Origin of the sequence: Pseudonocardia sp. DSM 110487 (genome assembly GCF_019468565.1) — a bacterium.
In the GTDB taxonomy this organism is placed as follows: Bacteria; Actinomycetota; Actinomycetes; order Mycobacteriales; family Pseudonocardiaceae; genus Pseudonocardia.
Window position 1 is genome coordinate 5,270,583 of the sequence record NZ_CP080521.1, and the last position, 22,041, is coordinate 5,292,623.

Annotated in this window: 19 protein-coding genes; 9 read left to right on the forward strand and 10 right to left on the reverse strand. The window is 71.8% G+C overall.

Translation table 11 applies throughout. The features are described from left to right. Positions 1-186: 186 nt before the first annotated feature. Entirely contained in the window at positions 187-1,977 is a 1,791-nt protein-coding gene (gene recQ / locus K1T35_RS24660; RefSeq protein WP_255622669.1) for a DNA helicase RecQ, read from the forward strand. On the opposite strand, the gene K1T35_RS24665 is transcribed toward recQ, so the two are convergent. From K1T35_RS24665 to K1T35_RS24680, 4 genes are all read right to left on the reverse strand, one after another. Then, positions 1,967-2,548: an ATP/GTP-binding protein gene (locus K1T35_RS24665; protein WP_220262829.1), complete on the reverse strand. Its 582-nt coding sequence runs from the start codon at positions 2,546-2,548 to the stop codon at positions 1,967-1,969. The two genes, recQ and K1T35_RS24665, sit on opposite strands and share 11 nt — an antisense overlap. Before the next feature lie 43 nt (positions 2,549-2,591). Further along, positions 2,592-2,978 (reverse strand): DUF742 domain-containing protein, encoded by a 387-nt coding sequence (locus tag K1T35_RS24670; protein ID WP_220254063.1) that lies wholly within the window; start codon positions 2,976-2,978, stop codon positions 2,592-2,594. Further along, positions 2,975-4,831 (reverse strand): sensor histidine kinase KdpD, encoded by a 1,857-nt coding sequence (locus tag K1T35_RS24675; RefSeq protein WP_220254064.1) that lies wholly within the window; start codon positions 4,829-4,831, stop codon positions 2,975-2,977. The genes K1T35_RS24670 and K1T35_RS24675 overlap by 4 nt, the downstream gene beginning before the upstream one ends. 253 nt (positions 4,832-5,084) lie before the next feature. Beyond that, on the reverse strand, positions 5,085-7,526 hold the full coding sequence (locus K1T35_RS24680; RefSeq protein WP_220254065.1) for an FAD-dependent oxidoreductase: 2,442 nt from the start codon (positions 7,524-7,526) through the stop codon (positions 5,085-5,087). Between the two features lie 52 nt (positions 7,527-7,578). Here K1T35_RS24680 and K1T35_RS24685 point away from each other — a divergent pair, with 52 nt between their 5' ends. From K1T35_RS24685 to K1T35_RS24705, 5 genes are all read left to right on the forward strand, one after another. After that, positions 7,579-8,502 (forward strand): choline kinase family protein, encoded by a 924-nt coding sequence (locus K1T35_RS24685; RefSeq protein WP_220254066.1) that lies wholly within the window; start codon positions 7,579-7,581, stop codon positions 8,500-8,502. Positions 8,503-8,536: 34 nt separating this feature from the next. After that, entirely contained in the window at positions 8,537-10,678 is a 2,142-nt protein-coding gene (locus K1T35_RS24690) for an amino acid permease (protein WP_370645127.1), read from the forward strand. Positions 10,679-10,862: 184 nt separating this feature from the next. After that, a complete protein-coding gene (locus K1T35_RS24695; RefSeq protein WP_370645519.1) occupies positions 10,863-12,206 on the forward strand; it encodes a glutamine synthetase family protein in 1,344 nt (447 codons plus the stop codon). Continuing rightward, positions 12,187-12,915, forward strand: coding sequence for a gamma-glutamyl-gamma-aminobutyrate hydrolase family protein (locus tag K1T35_RS24700; RefSeq protein WP_255620667.1), 729 nt, complete (start codon positions 12,187-12,189; stop codon positions 12,913-12,915). The genes K1T35_RS24695 and K1T35_RS24700 overlap by 20 nt, the downstream gene beginning before the upstream one ends. 24 nt (positions 12,916-12,939) lie before the next feature. Continuing rightward, entirely contained in the window at positions 12,940-13,707 is a 768-nt protein-coding gene (locus K1T35_RS24705) for a 3-oxoacyl-ACP reductase (RefSeq protein ID WP_220254069.1), read from the forward strand. A gap of 487 nt (positions 13,708-14,194) precedes the next feature. On the opposite strand, the gene K1T35_RS24710 is transcribed toward K1T35_RS24705, so the two are convergent. Both K1T35_RS24710 and K1T35_RS24715 read right to left on the reverse strand, forming a co-directional pair. Further along, positions 14,195-14,572, reverse strand: a complete 378-nt coding sequence (locus K1T35_RS24710) for an MmcQ/YjbR family DNA-binding protein (protein ID WP_370645128.1) — start codon at positions 14,570-14,572, stop codon at positions 14,195-14,197. Next, positions 14,565-16,817 carry an ATP-binding domain-containing protein gene (locus K1T35_RS24715; protein ID WP_220262832.1) on the reverse strand — a complete coding sequence of 751 codons (2,253 nt, stop codon included), beginning with the start codon at positions 16,815-16,817 and terminating at the stop codon, positions 14,565-14,567. The genes K1T35_RS24710 and K1T35_RS24715 overlap by 8 nt, the downstream gene beginning before the upstream one ends. 315 nt (positions 16,818-17,132) lie before the next feature. Between K1T35_RS24715 and K1T35_RS24720 the strand changes: the two genes are divergently transcribed. Continuing rightward, positions 17,133-17,903: an RNA polymerase sigma factor SigF gene (locus K1T35_RS24720; RefSeq protein ID WP_220254070.1), complete on the forward strand. Its 771-nt coding sequence runs from the start codon at positions 17,133-17,135 to the stop codon at positions 17,901-17,903. Positions 17,904-17,931: 28 nt separating this feature from the next. Next, positions 17,932-18,453 (forward strand): SRPBCC family protein, encoded by a 522-nt coding sequence (locus K1T35_RS24725; protein WP_220254071.1) that lies wholly within the window; start codon positions 17,932-17,934, stop codon positions 18,451-18,453. Between the two features lie 4 nt (positions 18,454-18,457). Here K1T35_RS24725 and K1T35_RS24730 read toward each other — a convergent pair whose 3' ends face one another. Together K1T35_RS24730 and K1T35_RS24735 are read right to left on the reverse strand one after the other, a co-directional pair. Next, positions 18,458-19,048 (reverse strand): DUF6328 family protein, encoded by a 591-nt coding sequence (locus tag K1T35_RS24730; RefSeq protein ID WP_220254072.1) that lies wholly within the window; start codon positions 19,046-19,048, stop codon positions 18,458-18,460. A 51-nt stretch (positions 19,049-19,099) separates the two neighbouring features. After that, a complete protein-coding gene (locus K1T35_RS24735; protein ID WP_220254073.1) occupies positions 19,100-19,678 on the reverse strand; it encodes a type 1 glutamine amidotransferase domain-containing protein in 579 nt (192 codons plus the stop codon). An 82-nt stretch (positions 19,679-19,760) separates the two neighbouring features. Between K1T35_RS24735 and K1T35_RS24740 the strand changes: the two genes are divergently transcribed. Next, positions 19,761-20,405 carry an SDR family NAD(P)-dependent oxidoreductase gene (locus K1T35_RS24740; RefSeq protein WP_220254074.1) on the forward strand — a complete coding sequence of 215 codons (645 nt, stop codon included), beginning with the start codon at positions 19,761-19,763 and terminating at the stop codon, positions 20,403-20,405. 5 nt (positions 20,406-20,410) lie between these two features. Here K1T35_RS24740 and K1T35_RS24745 read toward each other — a convergent pair whose 3' ends face one another. Next, positions 20,411-21,484 carry a DNA topoisomerase IB gene (locus K1T35_RS24745; RefSeq protein ID WP_220254075.1) on the reverse strand — a complete coding sequence of 358 codons (1,074 nt, stop codon included), beginning with the start codon at positions 21,482-21,484 and terminating at the stop codon, positions 20,411-20,413. 137 nt (positions 21,485-21,621) lie between these two features. Next, positions 21,622-21,981, reverse strand: coding sequence for a TraR/DksA C4-type zinc finger protein (locus K1T35_RS24750; protein WP_220254076.1), 360 nt, complete (start codon positions 21,979-21,981; stop codon positions 21,622-21,624). Positions 21,982-22,041 lie beyond the last annotated feature (60 nt).

The window sequence follows — 22,041 nt, forward strand, 5'->3', positions numbered from 1 at the left end:
GCCTTGGTCGCTGCCGTCCCCACGGTGGAGGCCTGGCCGATCCATCCGGCGCCGGCTTTCGCGGTTCGGCCCCGCCTCGTCGGACCGTGCCCCTACGATCGCCAGGTGCCCGATACCCGGACCGCAGATCCCGTCGCCGAGTCGGCCACCGCAACCCCCGCCCCCGCAGCTCCCCCGCTCGACGTCCTGCGCCGGGTCTTCGGCTACGAGTCGTTCCGCGGCCAGCAGGCCGAGATCATCGATCACGTCTGCGGCGGCGGCGACGCGCTGGTGCTGATGCCCACGGGCGGCGGCAAGTCGCTGTGCTACCAGATCCCCGCGTTGGTGCGCGCCGGTGTCGGGGTGGTGGTGTCCCCGCTCATCGCGCTGATGCAGGATCAGGTCGACGCGCTGCGGGCATTGGGCGTGCGTGCGGGGTTCCTCAACTCCACCCAGACCTTCGAGGAGCGCCGCGACACCGAGCGGGCGTTCCTGTCCGGCGAGCTGGACCTGCTCTACCTCGCCCCCGAACGGCTGCGGGTGCCGTCCACGCTGAGCCTGCTCGACCGCGGCCGGATCGCGCTGTTCGCGATCGACGAGGCCCACTGCGTCGCGCAGTGGGGCCACGACTTCCGGCCCGACTACCTGGCCCTGTCCGAGCTGCACGAGCGCTGGCCCGACGTGCCGCGGATCGCGCTCACGGCCACGGCCACGGAGGCCACCCACACCGAGATCGCACAGCGGCTGGACCTGCGTCCGAGTGAGCGGGCGCGGCATTTCGTCGCGAGCTTCGACCGGCCCAACATCCAGTACCGGATCGCGCCGAAGGACGACCCGCGCCGCCAGCTGCTCGACCTCATCCGCACCGAGCACGCCGGCGACGCGGGCATCGTCTACTGCCTCTCGCGCAACTCGGTGGAGCGCATCGCCGAGTTCCTGACCGCCCAGGGCCTCACCGCTGTGCCCTACCACGCCGGGCTCGACTCGGGCACGCGCGCGCGGAACCAGTCCCGGTTCCTGCGCGAGGACGGCGTGATCGTCGTCGCCACGATCGCGTTCGGCATGGGCATCGACAAGCCCGACGTGCGGTTCGTCGCCCACCTCGACCTGCCCAAGTCCGTCGAGGGCTATTACCAGGAGACAGGGCGCGCCGGCCGCGACGGGCTGCCGTCCACGGCGTGGCTCGCCTACGGGCTCGCCGACGTCGTGCAGCAGCGGAAGATGATCGAGGAGTCCGACGGCGACCGCGACCACCGGCGCCGCCTCGCGCAGCACCTCGACGCCATGCTCGCGCTCTGCGAGACCGTCGAGTGCCGCCGCTCGCAGCTGCTGGCCTACTTCGGGCAGCGCGGCACGCCCCCGTGCGGCAACTGCGACACCTGCCTGGTGCCGCCCGAGTCATGGGACGGCACGGTGGCGGCGCAGAAGGTGCTCTCCACCGTGTTCCGGCTGGACAGGGAGCGGCGCCAGAAGTTCGGCGCAGGACAGATCGTCGACATCCTGCTCGGGCGGCGCACGGCCAAGGTCGAGCAGTTCGACCACCACTCGCTCACCGTGTTCGGCGTGGGCACCGACCTCGGCGAGGGCGAGTGGCGCACGGTGCTGCGTCAGCTCGTGGCCCGTGGGCTGCTGGCCGTCGAACCGCGGCACCAGACGTTCGTGCTCACCGAGGAGAGCCGCCCGGTGCTGCGCGGCGAGCACCAGGTGATGCTGCGGCGCGACCCGCCACGCCAGGCCCGCCGGGCCCGCCCGGCCAAGGCCGCGGCGCCGGACCTCGCGCCCGAGGCCGCCCCGTTGTTCGAGCGCCTGCGGACGTGGCGCGGCGCCACCGCCAAGGAACAGGGCGTCCCGGCCTACGTGATCTTCCACGACGCCACGTTGCGCGAGATCGCCTCCCGGCGCCCCACCTCGCTCGCCGAGCTCGGCTCGGTCAGCGGCGTCGGCGAGACCAAGCTCGCCCGCTACGGCGAGCAGGTGCTCGAAGCTCTCACCGGCTGAACGGGACCGAGCGCGGGAACTGCACCACGTTGGAACGGTCCAGCGCGTGCTCGACGAGCCGGACGATCGTGGTGAGGCACGAGCCGCGGACCCGCGCGTCCATCGGCACGACCGGCACGTCGGTCCGCAGCCGCAGCGCGTCGTGCACGGCCTCCGGGCGGTACCGGTCGGCGCCGGGGAACGCGTTCATCGCCACGACGAACGGGACGTCGCGGCTCTCGAAGTAGTCCACGGCGGCGAAGGAGTCCGCGATCCGCCGCACGTCGACCAGCACCACAGCGCCGACCGCGCCCCGCGCCAGCTCGTCCCACATGAACCAGAAGCGATCCTGGCCCGGCGTGCCGAACAGGTAGAGGACGAGCGAGTCGCCGACGCTGATCCGGCCGAAGTCCAACGCCACGGTCGTCGTGGTCTTGTCCGGCACCGCGCGGAGGTCGTCGACGCCGACCGACGCGACCGTGAGGGGCTCCTCGGTGGACAGCGGCCCGATCTCCGACACCGTCTGCACGAGCGTCGTCTTGCCCACCCCGAACCCGCCGGCCACGACGATCTTCAGCGGGATCGGTGCCAGACTCCCTGATCGATCGTCAGCTCGATCGTCAGCTCGTCGATCGTCAGCGCGCACGCAGTCCCTCCAGGAGCCGGGTCAGCACGGCGGAGCTCGGGCGTCCAGCCGCGAACGCGGGTGGCGGGGCGTGCACGTCGAGGAAGCCGCCGTCGACGAGGTCGCCCACGAGCACCCGGGCGACCGTCACCGGCACGGCGAGGGCCGCGCCGATCTCGACGAGTGACACCGGCCGCCGGGCCAGCTCGACGATCGTGCGGTACTCGTTCTCGAGGTGGTGCCCCCAGCCGGCGCGTTCCGTCGCGGTCACGAGCGACTCCATCGGCAGCTCCCGGCCGCCCGATCGGGTACGTCCTCCGGTCAGGGCGTAGACGGGGACGAGCCGGCGCGGGGGACCCGAGTCGGCCTGGTGCCGTGGAGGCTCGGCGTCGCTCACCTCCCCGCTCCGCGGTCGGGTTCGGCATCGGAGGGCGGCGGCTCGAACCACGCGGCGCCCGCCCCCGCGCCTTCGGAGCGTGCGTCCGCGGCGCCGTCGCCGCGGTCGGTGGCGGCGCGCCTGCCGGCGTGGAAGCGCGAGAGCGCCTGCGCCGCGCCCGTCACATGTGCGGGTGGCAGCGCGGGGCGCGCGGCGGCGATCGAGCCCTGCGCCCGCAGCTCCGGCACGAGATGCGACTGCGGGGTGCGGCGGCGGAGGCCGACGTACTGCCCTGCGTCGTCGCCGAACCACACGGCTCCCGACCGCTGGTTCGGCACCACTGGCATCGCGGCCGCTGGATCGCGCGGAACCCGCTGGTCAGCGGGCCGCGAGTCGGCGCCCCACGGATCGGTGCCCCACGTGTCGGCGTCCCACATGTCGGCGTCCCCAGTACCGGCGCCCACGGAATCAGGTGAGGTGTCGTCGCCGTCGAGCCGGAGCCGGTGCGCACCCACTCTGCGATCCCGCGGCAATGCGACGTACGGCCGTGCCAGCACAGCCGTGTCGGCGAGCGACGGGGCGTGGTCGTACGCGGACACCGCTGCTCCCACCGGTGTGGCGCGGTTCAGGCGTCGTTCGAACAGCTCGGCGGGGAGTGCCACGACCGCTGTCGTGCCCGATCCGGGCGTCGGGGAGAGCGAGACCCGGATGCCGTGACGGGCGCTCAGCCGGGCGACGACGTGGAACCCGAGGCGCTGCGCCACCGAGAGGTCGATGTCGATGACCTCCGAGAGGATCGCGTTGGCGGCCGCGAGGTCGTCCGCCGGGATACCGACACCCCAGTCCTCGATCACGACCAGATGGCCGCCGGGGTGCTGGGGATCGGGCCGCGTGCGGATCCGGACGAGGGTGTCGGGCGGGGAGAACCGCACGGCGTTCTCGGCGAGCTCGGCCACCAGGTGCGTCACGTCGGTGACGCTGTGACCGGCGATGGCCATGCGGTCGTCGATGAGCACCGACACGCGCCCGAAGTCCTCGGTCTCCGCGATGGCGGCGCGAACCACGTCGCGCAGCGCGACGGGCTCCCGCCACACTCGGGCAGGCTGCTCTCCGGACAGCACGAGCAGGCTCTCGGCGTTGCGCTGCACCCGCGTGGCGAGGTGGTCGAGCTTGAACAGCTCGGCGAGCGCGTCAGGGTCCTGTTCGGACTCCTCGAGCTGGTTGATGATCTCGAGCTGCCGGTAGAGCATGCTCTGGTTGCGCCGGGCCAGGTTCACCAGCAGGTCGGAGGCGAACTGACGCCGGTTGATCTCGGCGTCGGCGAGCTGTTGCGCCAGAGCGTCCTTCTCCCGCTGCGTGTCCTCCGTGACCCGCCAGAACAGGGCCATCCCCACGCAGGCGAGAAGCACCGCGACCCCGTGGATCAGCGACCACAGCCACGGGTTCGACTGCGCCGGCGTGTGGTTGAAGATCAGCGTCTGCTGCCAGACCGACCCCACACCGTGGCTCACCACCGTGAAGAGGACGTTGAACAGGAACGGCACCCAGTCCTGGTACAGAGCGATGAAGCCGATGATGATGAAGAAGTGGAAGTGGGCCTCGATCGTGCCGCCGGTCAGCCCGACCAGCGCCGCCGAACTCCAGACGAGCCCGCCGGTGACCGCCACCGAGGCCACCCGCCGGTGCCGCTCCAGCAGCCAGCCGAACAGCAGGCACGCGCCGGGGACCACCACGGCGAGCAACACCGCATCCGGCGGCTGGCGCAGGAACACCCCGAAGGCGGCGAGCCCGGGTATGTGCACAGCCAGCACGACCAACAGGAGCTGGTGTCGTCGGTGCCAGTCGGCACTGGACAGGCCATAGCCGTGCGGCACCAGTTCGAGTACAGATCTCCAGACCGAGCGACGCATCCGTATCCCCCACGGAGAAGCTGGACGGGGAGCGGAACGCGCCGGTCGAGATCGGACACCCGGAGCGGGAGCACGGCGACGCCGATGTCACCGTGGGCGACGACCTACGAACGACGCGCTCACTGAACAGCGCAATACGACTCGTCACTATGCCCGCAACCGTTACGCCTGGTACCGCAAACGTCTACAATTAGTACACTCGGGTGAAGATCCCAATTCAGGCGCGGAAGCGTTCGCCCTTCGGGTCGTACAGCGGGCTCGGGGCCACCGCGGCGCGCTCCCACGTGCCGTCGACCTGTACGAAGACCTCCGTTCCCTCCGTGGTGCCCGCCGGGAGGTAGGCGTTGGCGATGGAGCGGGCCACCGTGTACCCGTAGCCGCCGGAGGTCACCTGGCCCACCACCTCACCGGCGAGCCGGACCGGTTCCCCGCCGAGCGCCACGGCGCGCGGCTCGTCGAGCACGAGGCAGCGCAGGGTGCGGGCCGGCCCCCGCTCGCGGGCCGCGAGCAGCGCAGCGCGCCCGACGAACTCCCCCTCCCTGCGAACGGCGAAGGCAACGCCGGCCTCGTCAGGCGTGGTCTCGGGGGTGATGTCGGTGCCCCACACCCGGTAGCCCTTCTCCAGCCGCAGGCTCTCGATCGCCCGGTAGCCGCACGGCCGGACCCCGGTCCCGGCGAGCGTGCGCCACAGGGCGTCGCCGTACTCGGTCGAGCAGTACAGCTCCCAGCCCAGCTCCCCCACGAACGTCACACGCACCGCCCGTACCGGGATGTCCCCCACCGTCGTCTCGCGCATCGTGCCGAAGGGGAAGTCGCTGTTCGCGAGCGACACGGGGGTGAGCGGGGCGAGCAGGTCCCTGGCCTCCGGCCCCCACAGCCCGAAGCACGCCTCGGCGCCAGTGACGTCGGCCAGCCGTACCGACGCGTCGGTCAGCCGGGCATGGCGGCGCAGCCAGCCGAGGTCGTGCGTGCCGAACGCCGTGCCGGTGACCACGAGGAACTCGTCCTCGGCCAGGCGGGTGAGCGTGACGTCCATCTCGATACCGCCGCGGTCGTTGAGCGCCTGCGTGTAGACCACGGCACCCGGGGCCCGGTCCACGCGCCCGGCGAAGACGTGCGCGCAGAACGCGGCCGCGTCCGGGCCGCTGATCGAGATCTTCGCGAAGGAGCTCTCGTCGAACAGGCCCGCCGCCTCGCGCACGGCGCGGTGCTCGGGCTCCACGCAGGGCGACCAGTGCCGGCCCGCCCAGCCCCGCGGACGCAGCTGCTCGGATCCTGCGTCCGAGTAGTGGTTCACCCGCTCCCACCCGGCCTTCTCGCCGAACACGGCGCCGTGCTCGGCGTGCCACGAGTAGGCGGGGGACGTGCGCAGCGGGCGACCCGCCGAGCGCTCCGCCGCCGGGTAGCGGATGTCGTAGTAGCTCTCGTAGTTCTCGACCGTGCGCGCGAGGGTGTAGCCAGGCGCACGGTAATGGCGGCCGAAGCGGCGCACGTCCATGTGCCAGAGGTCCATGCCCGGGTCGCCGTCGAGGATCCAGTCGGCCATCACCCGCCCGATCCCCCCTGCACCCGCGATGCCGTGGGCGCAGAACCCAGCGGCGACGAAGAAGCCCGCGACCTCGGTCTCGCCGAGGCAGAACTCGTTGTCCGGGGTGAACGCCTCCGGCCCGTTGATCATCGTGACGATGCCGGTGTCGGCCAGCGCCGGCACGCGGACCTGCGCGTTGTCGATGATCTCGGAGAAGCGGTCCCAGTCCGGAGGGAGCAGCTTGCCGTTGAAGTCGGCCGGCACGGCGTCGTAGGAGCTCGTGGTCGCGGTCCACGGGGCGGACTGCCGCTCGTATCCGCCCATCACGAGGCCGTCGACCTCCTGGCGGTAGTAGACGAGCAGGTCGGGGTCGCGCAACGACGGCAGCGGCCGGTCGGTGGGCATCGAGCCCGCCGGCAGGGGCGCCGTGACGACGTACTGGTGCGACATCGGCACAACCGGGATCCGGACGCCCGCCAGCCGCCCGATCTCGGCCGCGAACATCCCCCCGCAGTCGACGACGATCTCACATTCGACGTCGCCCCGGTCCGTTCGGACGCGGCTGACCTGCCCTTTGGCGGTGTTGATCTCGATGACACGGGTTCGTTGTGCGATCGTGACCCCGTTCGCCCTGGCCAGGGCCGCGAGGGCGTAGCACAGCCGCGACGGGTCCACGTGACCGTCGGTCGGCGTGTACGCCGCGCCGAGCACGCCATCCGTGCTCATCAGCGGAAACAGATCCTTCGCCGCCTCGGCGGAGATCAACTCGAGGGGCAGGCCGGACCGGGCCGCCCACCCCGCCTGGCGGCGGATCTCCTCGAGGCGCTCGGGCGAGGACGCGAGCCGAAGCGACCCCGACTCGACCCACCCGGGCGTGTGCTCGCCACCGGCTGCCTCGAGCTTGCGGTACAGCTCGGCGGAGTAGACGTTCATCCTAGTCAGGGCGGGATCCGAGCGCAGCTGCCCGACCAGTCCGGCCGAGTGGAACGTCGACCCGCTGGTCAGCTCGGAGCGCTCGAGCAACAGGACATCCCGCTCGCCGCGCTCCGCGAGGTGGTAGGCCACACTGGCGCCGCCCACTCCTCCACCGATGATCACGATGCGGGCACGGCCGGGCAACACGTCTGGCATGACCGCACCTTACGGTCTAGACCGTATTTGACGCGACTTCTACCATCCCCCAGTGGAGTTGACCACGACCGTGCTCGATCCCGACCTGGACGCGCTGCTCGACACGATTCCGTGCACCGCGCGACACCCGCGCACCGTCGTGGATCTCCCTGGTGGGCTCACCAACCGCAACCTCAAGGTGACCAACGCCGACGGCACGTGTGTCGTGCGCATCCCGGCCGGAGGGAAGAGCCTGCTCGGGATCGAGCGTGACATCGAACACGCCAACTCGGTGGCCGCCGCCGAGGCCGGCGTCGGCGCGCCGGTCCTGCACTACCGCCCCGGTGAGGGCATCGTGGTCGGTTTCCTGCCCGGCCGCGCGCTCGGCGACGCCGACCTGCACCGCCCCGATGTCCTGCACCGGGTCGCCGCCGCGTGCCGTCGGCTGCACGCCGGTCCGCGCTTCGTCAACGACTTCGACATGTTCGAGGTGCAGGCCCGCTACCGGAAGATCGTCGCCGAACACGGCTTCCGGCTGCCGGAGCGCTACGACGAGTTCGCGCCCACCGTGGCCCGCATCCGCGAGGCGCTCGGCCCCCGGACCGACACGGTGCCCTGCAACAACGACCTGCTCGCCGAGAACCTCCTCGACGACGGGGAGCGCGTCCGGATCATCGACTACGAGTACTCGGGCAACAACGACCCGTGTTTCGAGCTGGGCAACATCTGGAGCGAGGCGACGCTGCCGCTCCCCCTGCTCGACGAGCTCGTCACGGCCTACTACGGGCGGCGCCGCCCACGTCAGGTCGCGCGGGCGCGCCTGTTCGCCCTGATGTCGCAGTACGGCTGGACACTCTGGGCGGCCATCCAGCACGGCTCCAGCCCTCTGGACTTCGATTTCTGGTCCTGGGGCATGGAGAAGTACGACCGCGCCGTCGCGGCGTTCGACGGACCCGACCTCGAGCAGCTGCTCGTGGCGGCTTCCCAACCGGAATGACCACGATCCACCCCCGAATCACCTAGGAGCCCCAGTGGCCGCCACCGAGGGTGCCCAGCGCACCGAGGACGAGGCGATCCTCCATCGCCTCGGCTACGCCCAAGTGCTGTACCGGGAGATGGGCGGGTTCTCGAACTTCGCCATCTCCTTCACGATCATCTCGATCCTGGCCGGCTGTCTGACCTCGTACTACCTCGCGTTCAACAACGGCGGCCCGATCGCCATCACCTGGGGCTGGCTCCTCGTCGGGGCCTTCTGCGTGCTCGTGTCCATGTCGATGGGCGAGATCGCCTCCTCGATGCCCACCGCGGGTGCGCTGTACTTCTGGGCTTCCAAGCTCGGTGGGCCGGCGTGGGGCTGGTTCACCGGCTGGTTCAACCTGATCGGCCAGATCGCCGTCACCGCCGCCATCCAGTACGGCTCCGCCCTCTTCGCAACGGCGCTGCTCAACCTCTGGTTCCCGGACGCGATCGGCACCGACACAGGTACCGTCTTCATCACCCTGACGGTGATCGTCGCGCTTCAGCTCGGGCTGAACCTGCTCAACGTCAACGTCCTCGCCCTGCTGAACACGGTCTCCGCGTGGTGGCACATGGTTGGCGTCGTCGTGATCGTCGGCATCCTGATCGTCATCCCGGAGAACCACCAGTCGGCGGGCTTCGTGTTCGGCGAGGTGATCAACAACTCCGGGTTCTCCGACACGGGGATCATCTTCGTCTTCGGCCTCGGGCTGCTGATGGCGCAATACACGATCACCGGCTACGACGCCTCCGCGCACATGAGCGAGGAGACGCGGCAGGCGTCGCGCGCCTCCGCGCTCGGCATGGTGATGTCCGTCGTCGTGTCCGTGGTGTTCGGCTTCATCCTGCTCGTCGCGGTGACCTTCGCGGTGCCCGACGTTCAGGGCACCCTCGACGCCGCGGGCAACGCCGTGATCTACATCTGGACGGAGTCCCTCGGCGAGACGTGGGCGGAGTTCCTGCTCCTCATCGCCGTGGTCGCGCAGCTGTTCTGCGGGACCGCGTCGGTGACGTCGGCCTCGCGGATGATGTTCGCGTTCTCCCGCGACCGGGCGGTGCCGTTCTCCACACTGTGGCGCAAGGTCGCGACCAACCGCGTGCCGGTCAACGCCGTCACCGCGATCTCCGTGCTCGCATGGGCCCTGATGATCCCCACGCTGGCCAACGGCGTGGTCGGCTACGCGGTCGGTACCTCGATCGCCGTGATCGGCCTCTACATCGCATTCGCCCTGCCGATCATCCTGCGGATCAAGGCGGGCGACTCGTTCGAGCACGGCGCCTGGAGCCTCGGCAACCACTACAAGTGGATCGCCCCCGTCTCCGTGGCGTGGATCGCGATCATCTGCATCCTGTTCCTGATGCCGCTCTCGCCCAAGGGCATTCCGGGCGCGGAGGACTTCACATGGGAGTCGGTGAACTACGCCCCGATCACCGTGTTGGGCGCGCTCGTCCTGTTCGGCGGGTGGTACCTGCTCTCGGCCCGGAACTGGTTCACCGGCCCGGTCCGCGAGGCCGGAAGCGAGGAGGAGCTGCAGAACATCGAGAAGCAGCTCGACGCCGAGGCACACCGCCACACCGGCCCCGGTGCCGCCACGGCGGCCGCCGGCGCGGCGGCCACGACCACCGCGGTCGCGGTTGCCGAGAAGGCCGACGAGTCGGACACGGACTCGGACGAGGCCCCCGAGAAGGAGACGGGGACGGACGCCGAGGCGAAGGCCGACGAGATCGACGCGGCGGGCGAGGCCACGAGCGACGACGAATCTGCCCCCGAGCAGCAGCCGGAACCGGCCGAAGCCCCGGTCGCTGACACGGCCGAATCCGAGACGGCCGACACCGAGACCGCCGAGGAGGCCTCGGAGGAGCCGGAGAGCGCGGACGCAGCGGCCGCCGAGGCCCCCACCGGAGAAACCGCCGCCGAAGAGACAGCGACCGAAGAGGCGGCAACCGAGGCCGACAGCGGCGAGGAGGCCGCCGAGGAGCCGAAGGCCGACGACGAGACCACCGCCGAGACCACGGCGGAGGCGGAGGCAGAGGTGAAGGCCGAGGCCAACGGCAAGGCCGGCACCGACGCTGCCGACACCGAGGCCGAGGGCGCAGCTGCGGATGGCAAGGCTGCCACCAACGGCAAGGCCGACACCGAGGCCGAGATCAAGTAAGCAGGGCGTAGGTCACGTCGCAACGCACCGACGAACGGGACCCTGATCCCACCGAGGTCTGCGCGCCGCGCGAAGCCTGCGCGCAGACCTCGGACGGGCATGGGGTCGGATAGGTTCCGACCAGGGTCCCGTTCGTCGTGATCGGCCCGTACCCGGAAGGACTCTCCCCATGGCCCGTCCCGGCATGCTCACCGTCGAGCAGCTGCGCACGTCCGTCGAGGACGGCGCGATCGACACGGTCCTCGTCGGGTTCACCGACATGCAGGGCCGCCTGCAGGGCAAGCGGTGCGCCGCGCGGTACTTCCTCGACGAGGTCGTGCCGCACGCCGCCGAGGCGTGCAACTACCTGCTCGCGGTCGACGTCGAGATGAACACCGTCGACGGCTACGCGATGTCGAGCTGGGAGCGCGGCTACGGCGACTTCGTGCTGGTGCCCGACATGAGCACCCTGCGTCTCGTGCCGTGGCACGAGGCCACCGCGCTCGTGCTGTGCGACGTGCAGTGGACCGACGGCACGCCGGTGGTCGCGTCCCCGCGGCAGATCCTGCGCGCTCAGCTGGACCGGCTCGCGGCGCACGGGCTCGCCGCCGACGTGGGTACCGAGCTGGAGTTCATGCTGTTCGCCGACTCGTTCGACACGGCGTGGCGCAAGGCCTATCACGGCCTGGAGCCGGCCAACCTCTACAACGTCGACTACTCGATGCTCGGCACCGCACGGGTGGAGCCGATCCTGCGGAGCATCCGCAACGGCATGGCGGGCGCTGGCATGGTGGTCGAGTCCGCGAAGGGCGAGTGCAACCTCGGCCAGCACGAGATCGCGTTCCGCTACGCCGACGCGCTCACCACCTGCGACAACCACTCGATCTACAAGACGGGCGCCAAGGAGATCGCCGACCAGGCCGGCATGGCGCTGACCTTCATGGCGAAGTACGACCAGCGCGAGGGCAACTCCTGCCACATCCACATCTCCCTGCGCGGCGAGGACGGCCCGGTGTCGGCGGGCGACGGCGAGCACGGGTTCTCCCCGCTGTTCGCGCGGTTCGTCGCCGGGCAGCAGGCCTGCCTGCGCGAACTCACGTACCTCTTCGCCCCGAACATCAACTCCTACAAGCGCTACGCCGAGGGCAGCTTCGCGCCCACGGCCATCGAATGGGGCCTCGACAACCGGACGTGCTCGCTGCGGGTGGTCGGGCACGGCCCGTCGCTGCGGGTGGAGAACCGGGTGCCAGGGGGCGACGTGAACCCCTACCTCGCGGTGGCCGCGCTGATCGCGGCCGGTCTGCACGGCATCGAGAACGAGCTGCCGCTCTCGCCGCCGTTCGCGGGCAACGCCTACCAGTCGAGCGGTTCCCGGGTGCCGACGACGCTGCGTGATGCGGCCGAGCTGTTCGCCGGGTCCAAGGTCGCAGAGGCGGCGTTCGGCACCGAGGTGGTGGAGCACTACACCAACGCGGCACGCATCGAGCTGGCCGCCTTCGATGCGGCGGTCACCGACTGGGAGCGCAGGCGTGGGTTCGAACGGCTCTGAGCCGATTGCTGGGCCGCGCCCCGTCATCGGGGTCACCGCGTACGGGGAGCACACCCGCTACGGGGTCTGGGACCACGCGGCCGTGCTGCTCCCCCGCACCTACCCGGACGTCGTGATCGCCGCCGGCGGGGTGCCGGTGCTGCTCCCGCCGGTCGCGGAGTCGGCCGCGGCCGTCGACCGCCTCGACGCCGTCGTGCTCGCGGGCGGCCCGGACGTCGGCCCCGACCGCTACGGCGCCACCCCACACCCCCGCACGGGGCAGCCGCATCCCGAGCGGGACGCGGCCGAGCTCGCCGTGCTCCACCGCGCCCTCGAACGCGGGATCCCGGTGCTCGGTGTGTGCCGGGGCGCGCAGGTCCTCAACGTCGGGCTCGGCGGCACCCTGGTCCAGCACGTGCCCGACGCGGTGGGGCACACCGGGCACAACCCCTCCCCCGGCGTCTTCGGCACCATCGACGTGGCGTTGGAGGCGGGCAGCCGGGTCGGTGCCGCCCTCGGCCGGCAGACCGCCGTGCGGTGTCACCACCACCAGGCCCTCGACCGCCTGGCGGACGGCCTCGTGGTAACCGGCCGAGCCACCGACGGCCTCGTGGAGGCCGTCGAGCTCGCCGACGCCCCGTTCGTTGTCGGCGTCCAGTGGCACCCGGAGGAGGACGCCACCGACGTCCGGTTGATGGCCGCACTGGTCACCGCGGCCGCAGCGGTCTAGACCGGGCGATCTAGGCTCGCGGGCATGACGGAACGGTTCTCCGGCCGCACCGCGGTCGTGACGGGTGGCGGCAGCGGCATCGGGCTGGCCACGGTGCGCCGGCTGGCCTCCGAGGGAGCGCGCGTGGTGGTCGCCGACATCGACCCAGGCCCCGGCAAGACCGCCGCCGACGAGGTGGGCGGGCTCTTCGTGCAGACGGACGTCACCTCGGAGACACAGGTCGAGGCGCTGTTCTCCGCCGCGGTCGACACCTACGGCAGCGTGGACGTCGCGTTCAACAACGCCGGGATCTCCCCGCCGGAGGACGACTCCATCCTCGAGACCGGCCTCGACGCGTGGCGCCGGGTGCAGGAGGTCAACCTCACCTCGGTGTTCCTGTGCTGCAAGGCCGTGATCCCGCACATGCAGCGCCAGGGCGGGGGCGCGATCGTCAACACCGCGTCGTTCGTGGCGGTGATGGGCGCCGCGACCTCCCAGATCTCCTACACCGCCTCCAAGGGCGGGGTGCTCGCGATGACCCGGGAGCTGGGCGTGCAGTTCGCCCGCGAGGGCATCCGGGTCAACGCGCTGTGCCCCGGGCCGGTCGACACCCCGCTCCTGCAGGACCTGTTCGCCACCGACCCCGAGCGCGCCCAGCGCCGCCTGGTGCACATCCCGATGGGCCGCTTCGCCAGGGCCGAGGAGATCGCCTCCACGGTCGCGTTCCTCGCGAGCGACGACGCCAGCTTCATCACCGCCTCCACCTTCCTCGTGGACGGTGGCATCTCGGGGGCGTACGTGACGCCCTTGTAGATCGCGGATCGAGACCAGGGCGGGGCTGGATCTTCGCCTCGAAGCACGGTTGCAGCAGGGAGTACGGCAATCCCCCGCGACGGCGGCCATGATCATTTCGAGATGCGCCCCACCGTCCCCGCGGAGGCCGTGGTGCGCATCTCGGAATGATCTGCGCCGCTCACACACCCGTACTCGGCCCACGCAGCCCATCGATGGGTCGCGTGACACGACACGGGGTGCGCCGGCCGACACCGGGTGGGCGAGGGCATCACCGGCCGCGTGAGACCGACCTCCTGGCGGCGGGCGCGTGGGCCGAACAGGGATGCCCCAAGCACTGAACCCGGTACGGACGGCACGGGGAGATCGTGAGACGCGTCGTGGCGGCGCCGCGCGCCCAGAAGGGCAGGCCCCGGTCTACCCCCCGATGCACGCCCCGCACCATGCGCGGCGTCGCCAGGAGGCCGGTTCAGGCCCAGGACACCAACCACCGAAAGACACCAGTCACCTAGACGTCCAGCCGGGCTACCAGCGACCGTGGCGCCACCTGCCGGTAGGCGTCGAGGATGATCTCGCCGACCTCCTCCCAGTCCGGCTCGCGATCGAGCCGCATCCCCACCCAGTCGCGCCCGCCGAAGCGCGGCGCGAAGAAGCGGTCCGGCGCCGCGGCCACCAGCTCCTGCCGCGCCCCTGGCGGTGCCGCCGCCCAGATCGCGACGTGCGGCAGGGCGAGCCGGGGGTGCTCGTCCGGGTCGACGAACTTCACGAACGACCGCCGGCCGCGCACGAACCAGGTGGGCCCTCCGTGCGTGAGTCCCTCGGTCACCTCCGGCAGGGCCAGGCACCGCATGCGCACCTCGGCCAGCAGGATCGACGCGTCAGGCACCGTCCCGCAGCTTGTGCAACATCGGCGGCAGGGGTTCGGCGTGCACCACCGCGAGCCGCTGGGTGGCGCGGGTGAGGGCGACGTAGAGATCGCCCTGCCCGCGCGGCGACTCGGCGAGCAGCTCCACGGGCTCGACGACGACCACGGCGTCGAACTCCAGCCCCTTCGCCGCCGAGACCGGCAGCACCACCACGGGAGCGGTGAGGTCCACATCCGTGCCGTCCGGGGCGTCGGCACCGAGCAGCCGAGCCCGCAGCCCGTCCAGCCGGCCAGTGGGCACGAGGACGGCGGTACGGCCGTCGCCGACCGCGCCTGCCTCCTCGGCGAGCACCTTCGCCACGGTGTCGTCCAGCTGGCTCCCGTTGGCATGTACCGCGCGCGGCGGCACGCCGGTGCTGCGGACCGACCGCGGCGGGGCGAGGCCCGGCTCGATCTCGGCGAGCACGTCGTCGGCGACGGTGGCGATCTCGGCCGGGGTGCGGTAGTTCACGGTGAGCTGTTCCAGCCGCCAGCGGCGTTCCACGAACGGCGCGAGCACCTCGTCCCACGAGCGCGCGCCCGCGCGGTCGCCGGTCTGCGCGATGTCGCCCACGATCGTCATCGACCGGCTCGGGCAACGGCGCATCACCAGCCGCCACGCCATCGGCGAGAGCTCCTGGGCCTCGTCGACGATCACGTGGCCGTAGGTCCACTCGCGGTCGGCGGCCGCCCGCTCGGCGGTGGAGTCGTAGCGGCGCAGCGCCTGCCGCTCGGCGAGCCGGTCGGCGTCGATGACGTCGGTGGCGCGCAGCAGCTCGGGGTCGAGGTCCTCCTCCAGGTCCAGCACGTCGAGCACGCCCTGCGCGTAGAGCACCTCCTCGCGCAGCGCGGCGGCCTCGCGGGCGGCCGCCTCCGAGCCGTCGTCACCGAGCAGTTCAGCGGCCTCGTCGAGCAGCGGGACGTCGGCGGGGGTCCAGCGCAGCTCGGGCGGCACGTCGTCGGCGGGCGCGGGGCGGTGGAGCAGCTCGCGGTCGGCCGCCGGGATCCTGCGCGCCACCGAGTTCAGCCGCTTGCGGTCGGCGAACAGGTCGGTGAGCAGCTGCTCGGCCGACAGCGTCGGCCACAGTGCGTCCAGCTCGCGGCCGAGCTCGCGGCTCTCGGCGAGCTCGTCACGGATGTCGGCCAGGTCGCCCGCGTCGAGCAGGTCGCGCCGGCCGGGGCTCGTCAAGGTGTGCGCCACCTGCTCGGCGAGCAGCCGCAGTGCCTCCTTGCGGAAGATCCGCCTGCCTTCGTTGTGCGGCTTGCGGGAGCGGCGCGCGCGGGTGCGGGCGGCGTGGGCGACCTCGCGGTCGAGCCGCACCGGCTGCCCTTCCACCACGAGCTCGACCGGCCGGCGCGGCACCTGCTGGCGGTCGCGGACCGCGGCCGCGATCACCGCCGCCATGTCTGCCCGCCCCTTCACGGCCGCCGTGACCGGCGGCTCGGCGCGCCGCGCGTCGAGGCCAGGGTGCAGCTGCCCCACCGTGCCGAGGACCACGCTCGTCTCACCGAGTGAGGGCAGCACCTGGCCGATGTAGGACAGGAACGTGGGGTTGGGCCCGACCACGAGCACGCCGCGACGGGCGAGACGGTCCCGGTGGGTGTAGAGCAGGTAGGCGGCCCGGTGCAGGGCCACCGCGGTCTTGCCGGTGCCCGGCCCGCCCTGCACCACCAGCACCCCGGAGGGTTTCGACCGGATGATCGCGTCCTGCTCGGACTGGATGGTGGCCACGATGTCGGCCATCCGGCCGGTGCGGCGGGCATCGACGGCGGCGAGGAGGGCGGCCTCGCTGGTGAGGCCGCTGGACTGGGATGCGGCGGTGGCGTCGTCGAGGTCCAGCACCTCGTCGTCGACGGCGATGACGTCGCGACGGCGGGTGCGCAGGTGCCGCCTGCGCCGGATGCTCTCCGGCGACGCGGCGGTGGCCGTGTAGAACGGCCGGGCCGCAGGTGCCCGCCAGTCCATCAGGAGCGGCTCGTACTCGTTGTCCTCGTCCAGCAGGCCCAGGCGCCCGATGTAGCGGCGCTCCCCGTCCTCGACGTCGAGGCGGCCGAAGGCGAGGCCGTGCTCGGCGGCGCGCAGCGCCGCGAGGCGATCGGTGTACATGGCGGCAGCGGCGTCGCGCTCGGAGAGCGCCTGCGGGGTGCCCACCGTCTCGTCGTGCAGCACGTCCGAGAGCCTGCGGGCGGTTTCGGCCCGTCGCGCGTCGAGGCGCTCGTACAGCATGTGGACGTAGGTCCGCTCGTACTCGATCCCGTCGTCGAACCGGCCTGGGAGCTGGTTCGGGATGCGGGCGTCCGACACCGCGGGGGACGTGCTGTTCGACACCGGCAGATCACCTTCGCGGGCGTGACGTTCGACAGGGCGACTTATGAACGTACCAGCGACCGGGTTTCCGGTCGGCAGGCCGCGGGTAGGTCTTCGCGTGCACCTCCCGCCTTCCCGCACGTATGAGGGCGTGCAGCTGAGCGAGCGTCAGCGAGCGAATCATCGATACCGCGGCCGCGCGAAGTTCCGGCCGAGCGCCAGCGAGGCCGAGCGATGAGCGACACGTCCCGTGACTCCGATTACGGCCACCTCTCGCCGCTGTTCGAGGAGTTCGCGGCCCTGCCGCCGGACCACCCCGAACGGCCGGCCATCCGGGCCAAGCTCGTCACCGGTTACCTGCCGGTGGTGCAGCACATCGCACGCCGGTTCGCCGGCCGCGGAGAACCCGTCGACGACCTCGAGCAGGCCGGCACGGTAGGGCTGCTCAACGCGGTGGACCGGTTCGAGCCTCACCGGGGCATCGACTTCCTGTCCTACGCGGTCCCGACCATCACCGGCGAGATCCGGCGCCATTTCCGCGACCGGACCTGGTCGATGCGCGTACCGCGACGCCTCAAGGACCTGCAGAGCGCGATCAACGGCGCGATCGGCCCGTTGTCGCAGGAGCTCGGGCGCGCCCCGCGCCCCAGCGAGATCGCCGCGAGGCTCGGCCTGCCCACCGAGGACGTCGTGGAGGGCCTCGACGCCCAGCAGGCGTACCGCAGCAGCTCCCTCGACGAGCTGGTGGCCGGCGCGGACACCCCCCTCACCGACACGCTGGGCGACGTGGACGCCGAGCTGGACAAGGTCGAGTACCGCGAGACGCTCGCACCGCTGCTCGACGAGCTGCCCGAGCGGGAGCGCACGATCCTGCTGCTGCGCTTCTTCGGCAACCTCACGCAGACCCAGATCGCCGACCGGGTCGGGATCTCGCAGATGCACGTCTCCCGCCTGCTGTCCCAGACGGTCGCGCAGCTGCGGCGCCGGATGACCGAAGACGGATAGCCGGGCGGCCATCGGGTAAGCCTCCAGCATGACCACCGATGTTGTGCAGACCGTTGACGTGGCCGTGCCCGTCAGCACGGCCTACAACCAGTGGACGCAGTTCGAGTCGTTCCCGAAGTTCATGGAGGGCATCGAACGCATCGAGCAGCTCACGCCGACGCGGACGCATTGGGTCACGAAGATCGCCGGGGTCCAGCGCGAGTTCGACGCCGAGATCACCGAGCAGCACCCCGACGAGCGGGTGGCCTGGCGAACCGACCGCGGCACCCACCAGGCCGGTGTGGTGACGTTCCACCGCCTCGACGACAAGCACACCCGGGTCACCCTGCAGATGGAGCACGACCCGGAGGGCTTCACCGAGAAGGCGGGCGAGGCACTGGGCATCGTCCAGCGCCGCGTGAAGGGCGACCTGGAGCACTTCAAGGAGTTCATCGAGTCGCGGGGCCGTGAGGAGGGCGGCTGGCGCGGGGACGTCGGTCGCAGCCCTCAGCAGCCGCAGACGCCGCCGCAGACCGGTCCCTCCGGCGTCCCCGGCAATCTGCCCGGGTAACCCCTCAGGTCGATGACGGCTCGCGAGCCGCCGCCCTACCGCCGGGCGGCGGCCCGTCGCCGTCCTCTCCGTCGCAGTCGTTGTGGACGAGCGCCGGGGCCGGCCGCGTGCGACGCAGCAGCGGGATCGGCAGCACGAACCACAGCAGGCACAGCACGACGATGGCCGCCACCGACGAGGAGATCGCGAACGTCAGCCCCACCGCGACGTCGAGCACCAGCAGCACCGAGCCGGTGAGCGTCAGTGCGAGCGCACCGAGGCCGAGGGTGAACAAGCGGTGCCCGAGCTGCACGGTCTCCTGCTTCACGCCCCGCCGGAACGTGACGCGGTGCACGGCCGCCGGGGCGACGAACAGCCCCGCCGTGAGCACCGAGAGCAGGAGGGTGACGACGTAGGTCCAGCGCTGCACCTCGTCGATCGAGGCGAACCGCTCGGTGAACGAGAGGGTCAGCAGGAACGCGAACAGGATCTGCACACCGGTCTGCGCCACGCGCAGCTCCTGCAGCAGCTCGATCATGTTGCGGTCGGCACGCTGCAGCGGACCCTCGCCACGCCCGTCGGCCCGGGTGCCGGGGCCGGTGCGCCACTCTGTCATGAGCCATGACTACCCGATGGAGTGACGCGTGAACTCCGGAGGGAGGCCTTGTCACACGGTGGCGCCCTGGTCGTGCACCCGGTGGGTGCCCTCCGCGAACTCCTCCACGATCTTCGCGCAGAACGCGGGAAGGTCCTTCGGGTTGCGGCTGGAGACCAGCCCGTTGTCGGTGACGACCTCCTCGTCGACGACGGTGCCGCCCGCGTTGCGGATGTCGGTGCGCAGGCTCGGGTAGGAGGTCAACGTTCGGCCGCGGACGAGGTCGGCCTCCACCAGCGTCCACGGGCCGTGGCAGATCACGCCGACCGGCGTGCCCGCCCGGAACGCGTCGCGCACGAAGTCGCGCACGTGCGCATTCATCCGCAGGCGGTCGGCGTTCACCGTGCCGCCGGGCATGATCAGGGCGTCGTAGTCGGCGGCGTTCGCCTGGGCGGCGGTCCGGTCGACGGCGAACTTCTCGGCCGGGGTGATGTCGCCGTTCATCGCCTGAATCTCGCCCTCGGCCACCGAGACGATCTCGGTGCGGGCGCCCTCCCGCGTCACGGCGTCGCGCGGCTCGGTGAGCTCCACCTGCTCCACTCCGTCGGTGGCGAGTATCGCGATGCGCTTTCCGTCCAGCTTGCCAGTCATGCCCGTCGCGTACCCGTGCGCGCTGCCGCTACGCACGCGCACTTGACCTTGACACCGGTGTCAGGCTCTAGCGTCCGAGGACATGGCAGGCGCAGTGGTGCTGGGAGCGGGACCGGGAACGGGCAGGGCGATCGCGAACCGGTTCGCGCGGGGCGGGATGCCGGTCACGGTCGTGGCCCGGTCGCGGGCGACCGTGGACGCCGTCGCCGGGAGCGTCGCGGCGTCCGGGGTCGACGTGCTGGCCCTCACCGCGGACGTCGCCGACGAGGCCGCGCTGCGAGGCGCATTGACCGCCGCGGAGGAGCGGTTCGGCCTGCCGGACGTGGTCGTGTACAACGCGGCTCTCATCCGGCCGGACGAGCCCGGTGAGCTCGCGGCGGCGGGTCAGCTCGCGGCATGGTCGGTCAACGTCGTCGGGGCCCTCACGGCCGCCGCGCAGGTGCTCCCCCGGATGGCCGCGCGGGGCAGCGGCACGTTCCTGGTCACCGGCGGCATGCCGGAGCCGAAACCCGGCTACGTGAGCCTGTCGCTGGGCAAGGCGGGCGTCCGGACCCTCGCCGCGCTGCTCGACACGCAGTACCGCGACGCGGGCGTCCACGTCGCCACCGTGACGGTCGCGGGGCCGGTCGCCCCGGGAACGGCATGGGATCCCGACGAGATCGCGGAGCACTACTGGCGGCTGCACCACCAGCCCCGCGAGGTGTGGACCCACGAGGCCGTTCACTGACGCGCTCATTCCCCGGCGGCGATGAGCCGCACAACGGCCCGCTCGACCGCGGCACGGGTGGCGTCCTCGGTCAGGTCGGGCACGGGCGAACCGTTCTGGAGCCCTCGAAGCGCCCGCAGCACCGTCCGGCCGCGTTCGAACCGCTCGATCACGCGGGGATCCACGTACGAGCCGCGCGCGATCGCGGGGGTGTTCCCGAGGTGGGCAGCCACCTCCTCGAGCGCGCGGTTGACGATCCTCGTGCGGGCGCGTTCCTTCTCGGGCACCCCGCCTTCGGCGGCCCGGGCGGCGAGGGTGACGGCGGCGAGCACGGTGGCGTTCCAGGTGCGCAGGTCCTTGCAGCTGTACTGATCGCCGATCAGCTCCTTGACCGCCACATTGAGGTCCTCGGCCCGCACGTCGTGCCACCCGCGGCCGACGCGGTAGGCGAGCAGGTCCTCACCTCCCCCACGGCGCCGGAGCAAGGAGTTCACGACCCGGTGCAGGAGCGGGTCGCGCAGTGCGAGCGTGCGCGGCACCCCGCCCTTCGCAGGGTAGGAGAACACCACCGCCCCTCGCCGCAGCCGCACGTGCTCCCGGCGCAGTGTCGCGAGCCCGAACGTGCCGTCCTCCTCGTCGTCCCCCGGGGCGTACTCCTCGCCGCCGGGCCGGAAGACGCCGACGTCGAGCATCCGCACGCCGGCGGCGAGCACGCGGTCGCGGCCGAGTCCCTTCCCCCGCAGCCGCTCGACCAGCTCCACCCGCACGTCGGGCAGGGCATCCCCGAGCGTGAGCACGCGCTCGTACTTCTCCCGGTCCCTGAGGCGGCGCCATTCCTCGTGGTAGCGGTACTGGCGTCGGCCGGCGGCGTCGACGCCGACCGCCTGGATGTGTCCGCCGGGGTCGGGGGAGATCCACACGTCCTGCCACGCGGGAGGGATGGCGAGGGACTTGATGCGGGCGATCTCGGCCGGGTCGGTGATCGGTGCGCCCGCGCAGTCGTAGAAGCTCCATCCGCGGCCACGGCGCCTGCGGGAGAAGCCGGGCGCCGCGGGATCGACCCGAACCAACTCCTCGGGGGCCTCGCTCACACGCCCCATCTACCCCCGCGGGGCTACGGCGAACCGGGGCTCTGGTCCTGACCACAGCCGACTTCACACACCCAGCCCCCACTTCACACATGGCCGGCCTTGTGTGAAGTGGGGACTGGGTTTGTGAAGTCCCGCTGCGCGCGGCGCTACGTCACGACGGGCGTGTCCGCGTGCTCCCGGCAGGTACGGGCCTCCGGCCGGCTCTCGAGCCGCTCGTCGTCGATCTCACGGTCGCAGACGGCGCACCGCCCGTAGCCGCCCTCGTCCAGCAGCTCGATCGCGTCCAGGACGCGCCTGCGCTGCTCGGTGATCGTCTCGACGCTCATCCGGGCTTCCATCGTCGCGTTCACGTCGGAGCCGTAGTCGCCCGGATGCTGGCCGAGAGCGCCCTCGGGGCCGATTGCGTCCACGGTGGTCTCGGCGCGGTTCTCCTCGGCGGCGCGCAGCCGGTCGTCGAGTGCGGTCAGCTCGCCGGTCAGTAGCTGTCGGGCGCGGTCGGGGTCCACGAGCGTTCTCCCTCCTGCTCGGCGTCCCGCATCACGTACCCGCTCCGCGACCGCGTACGC

Bases quoted from the DNA above. Each gene is read 5' to 3' on its own strand.
- K1T35_RS24680 (WP_220254065.1), bottom strand. From the start codon at position 7,526: ATGCCAGACGTGTTGCCCGGCCGTGCCCGCATCGTGATCATCGGTGGA.
- K1T35_RS24695 (WP_370645519.1), top strand. From the start codon at position 10,863: ATGCTCACCGTCGAGCAGCTGCGCACGTCCGTCGAGGACGGCGCGATC.
- K1T35_RS24705 (WP_220254069.1), top strand. From the start codon at position 12,940: ATGACGGAACGGTTCTCCGGCCGCACCGCGGTCGTGACGGGTGGCGGC.
- K1T35_RS24715 (WP_220262832.1), bottom strand. From the start codon at position 16,817: ATGCTGTACGAGCGCCTCGACGCGCGACGGGCCGAAACCGCCCGCAGG.
- K1T35_RS24720 (WP_220254070.1), top strand. From the start codon at position 17,133: ATGAGCGACACGTCCCGTGACTCCGATTACGGCCACCTCTCGCCGCTG.
- K1T35_RS24725 (WP_220254071.1), top strand. From the start codon at position 17,932: ATGACCACCGATGTTGTGCAGACCGTTGACGTGGCCGTGCCCGTCAGC.
- K1T35_RS24730 (WP_220254072.1), bottom strand. From the start codon at position 19,048: ATGACAGAGTGGCGCACCGGCCCCGGCACCCGGGCCGACGGGCGTGGC.
- K1T35_RS24735 (WP_220254073.1), bottom strand. From the start codon at position 19,678: ATGACTGGCAAGCTGGACGGAAAGCGCATCGCGATACTCGCCACCGAC.
- K1T35_RS24740 (WP_220254074.1), top strand. From the start codon at position 19,761: ATGGCAGGCGCAGTGGTGCTGGGAGCGGGACCGGGAACGGGCAGGGCG.
- K1T35_RS24745 (WP_220254075.1), bottom strand. From the start codon at position 21,484: ATGGGGCGTGTGAGCGAGGCCCCCGAGGAGTTGGTTCGGGTCGATCCC.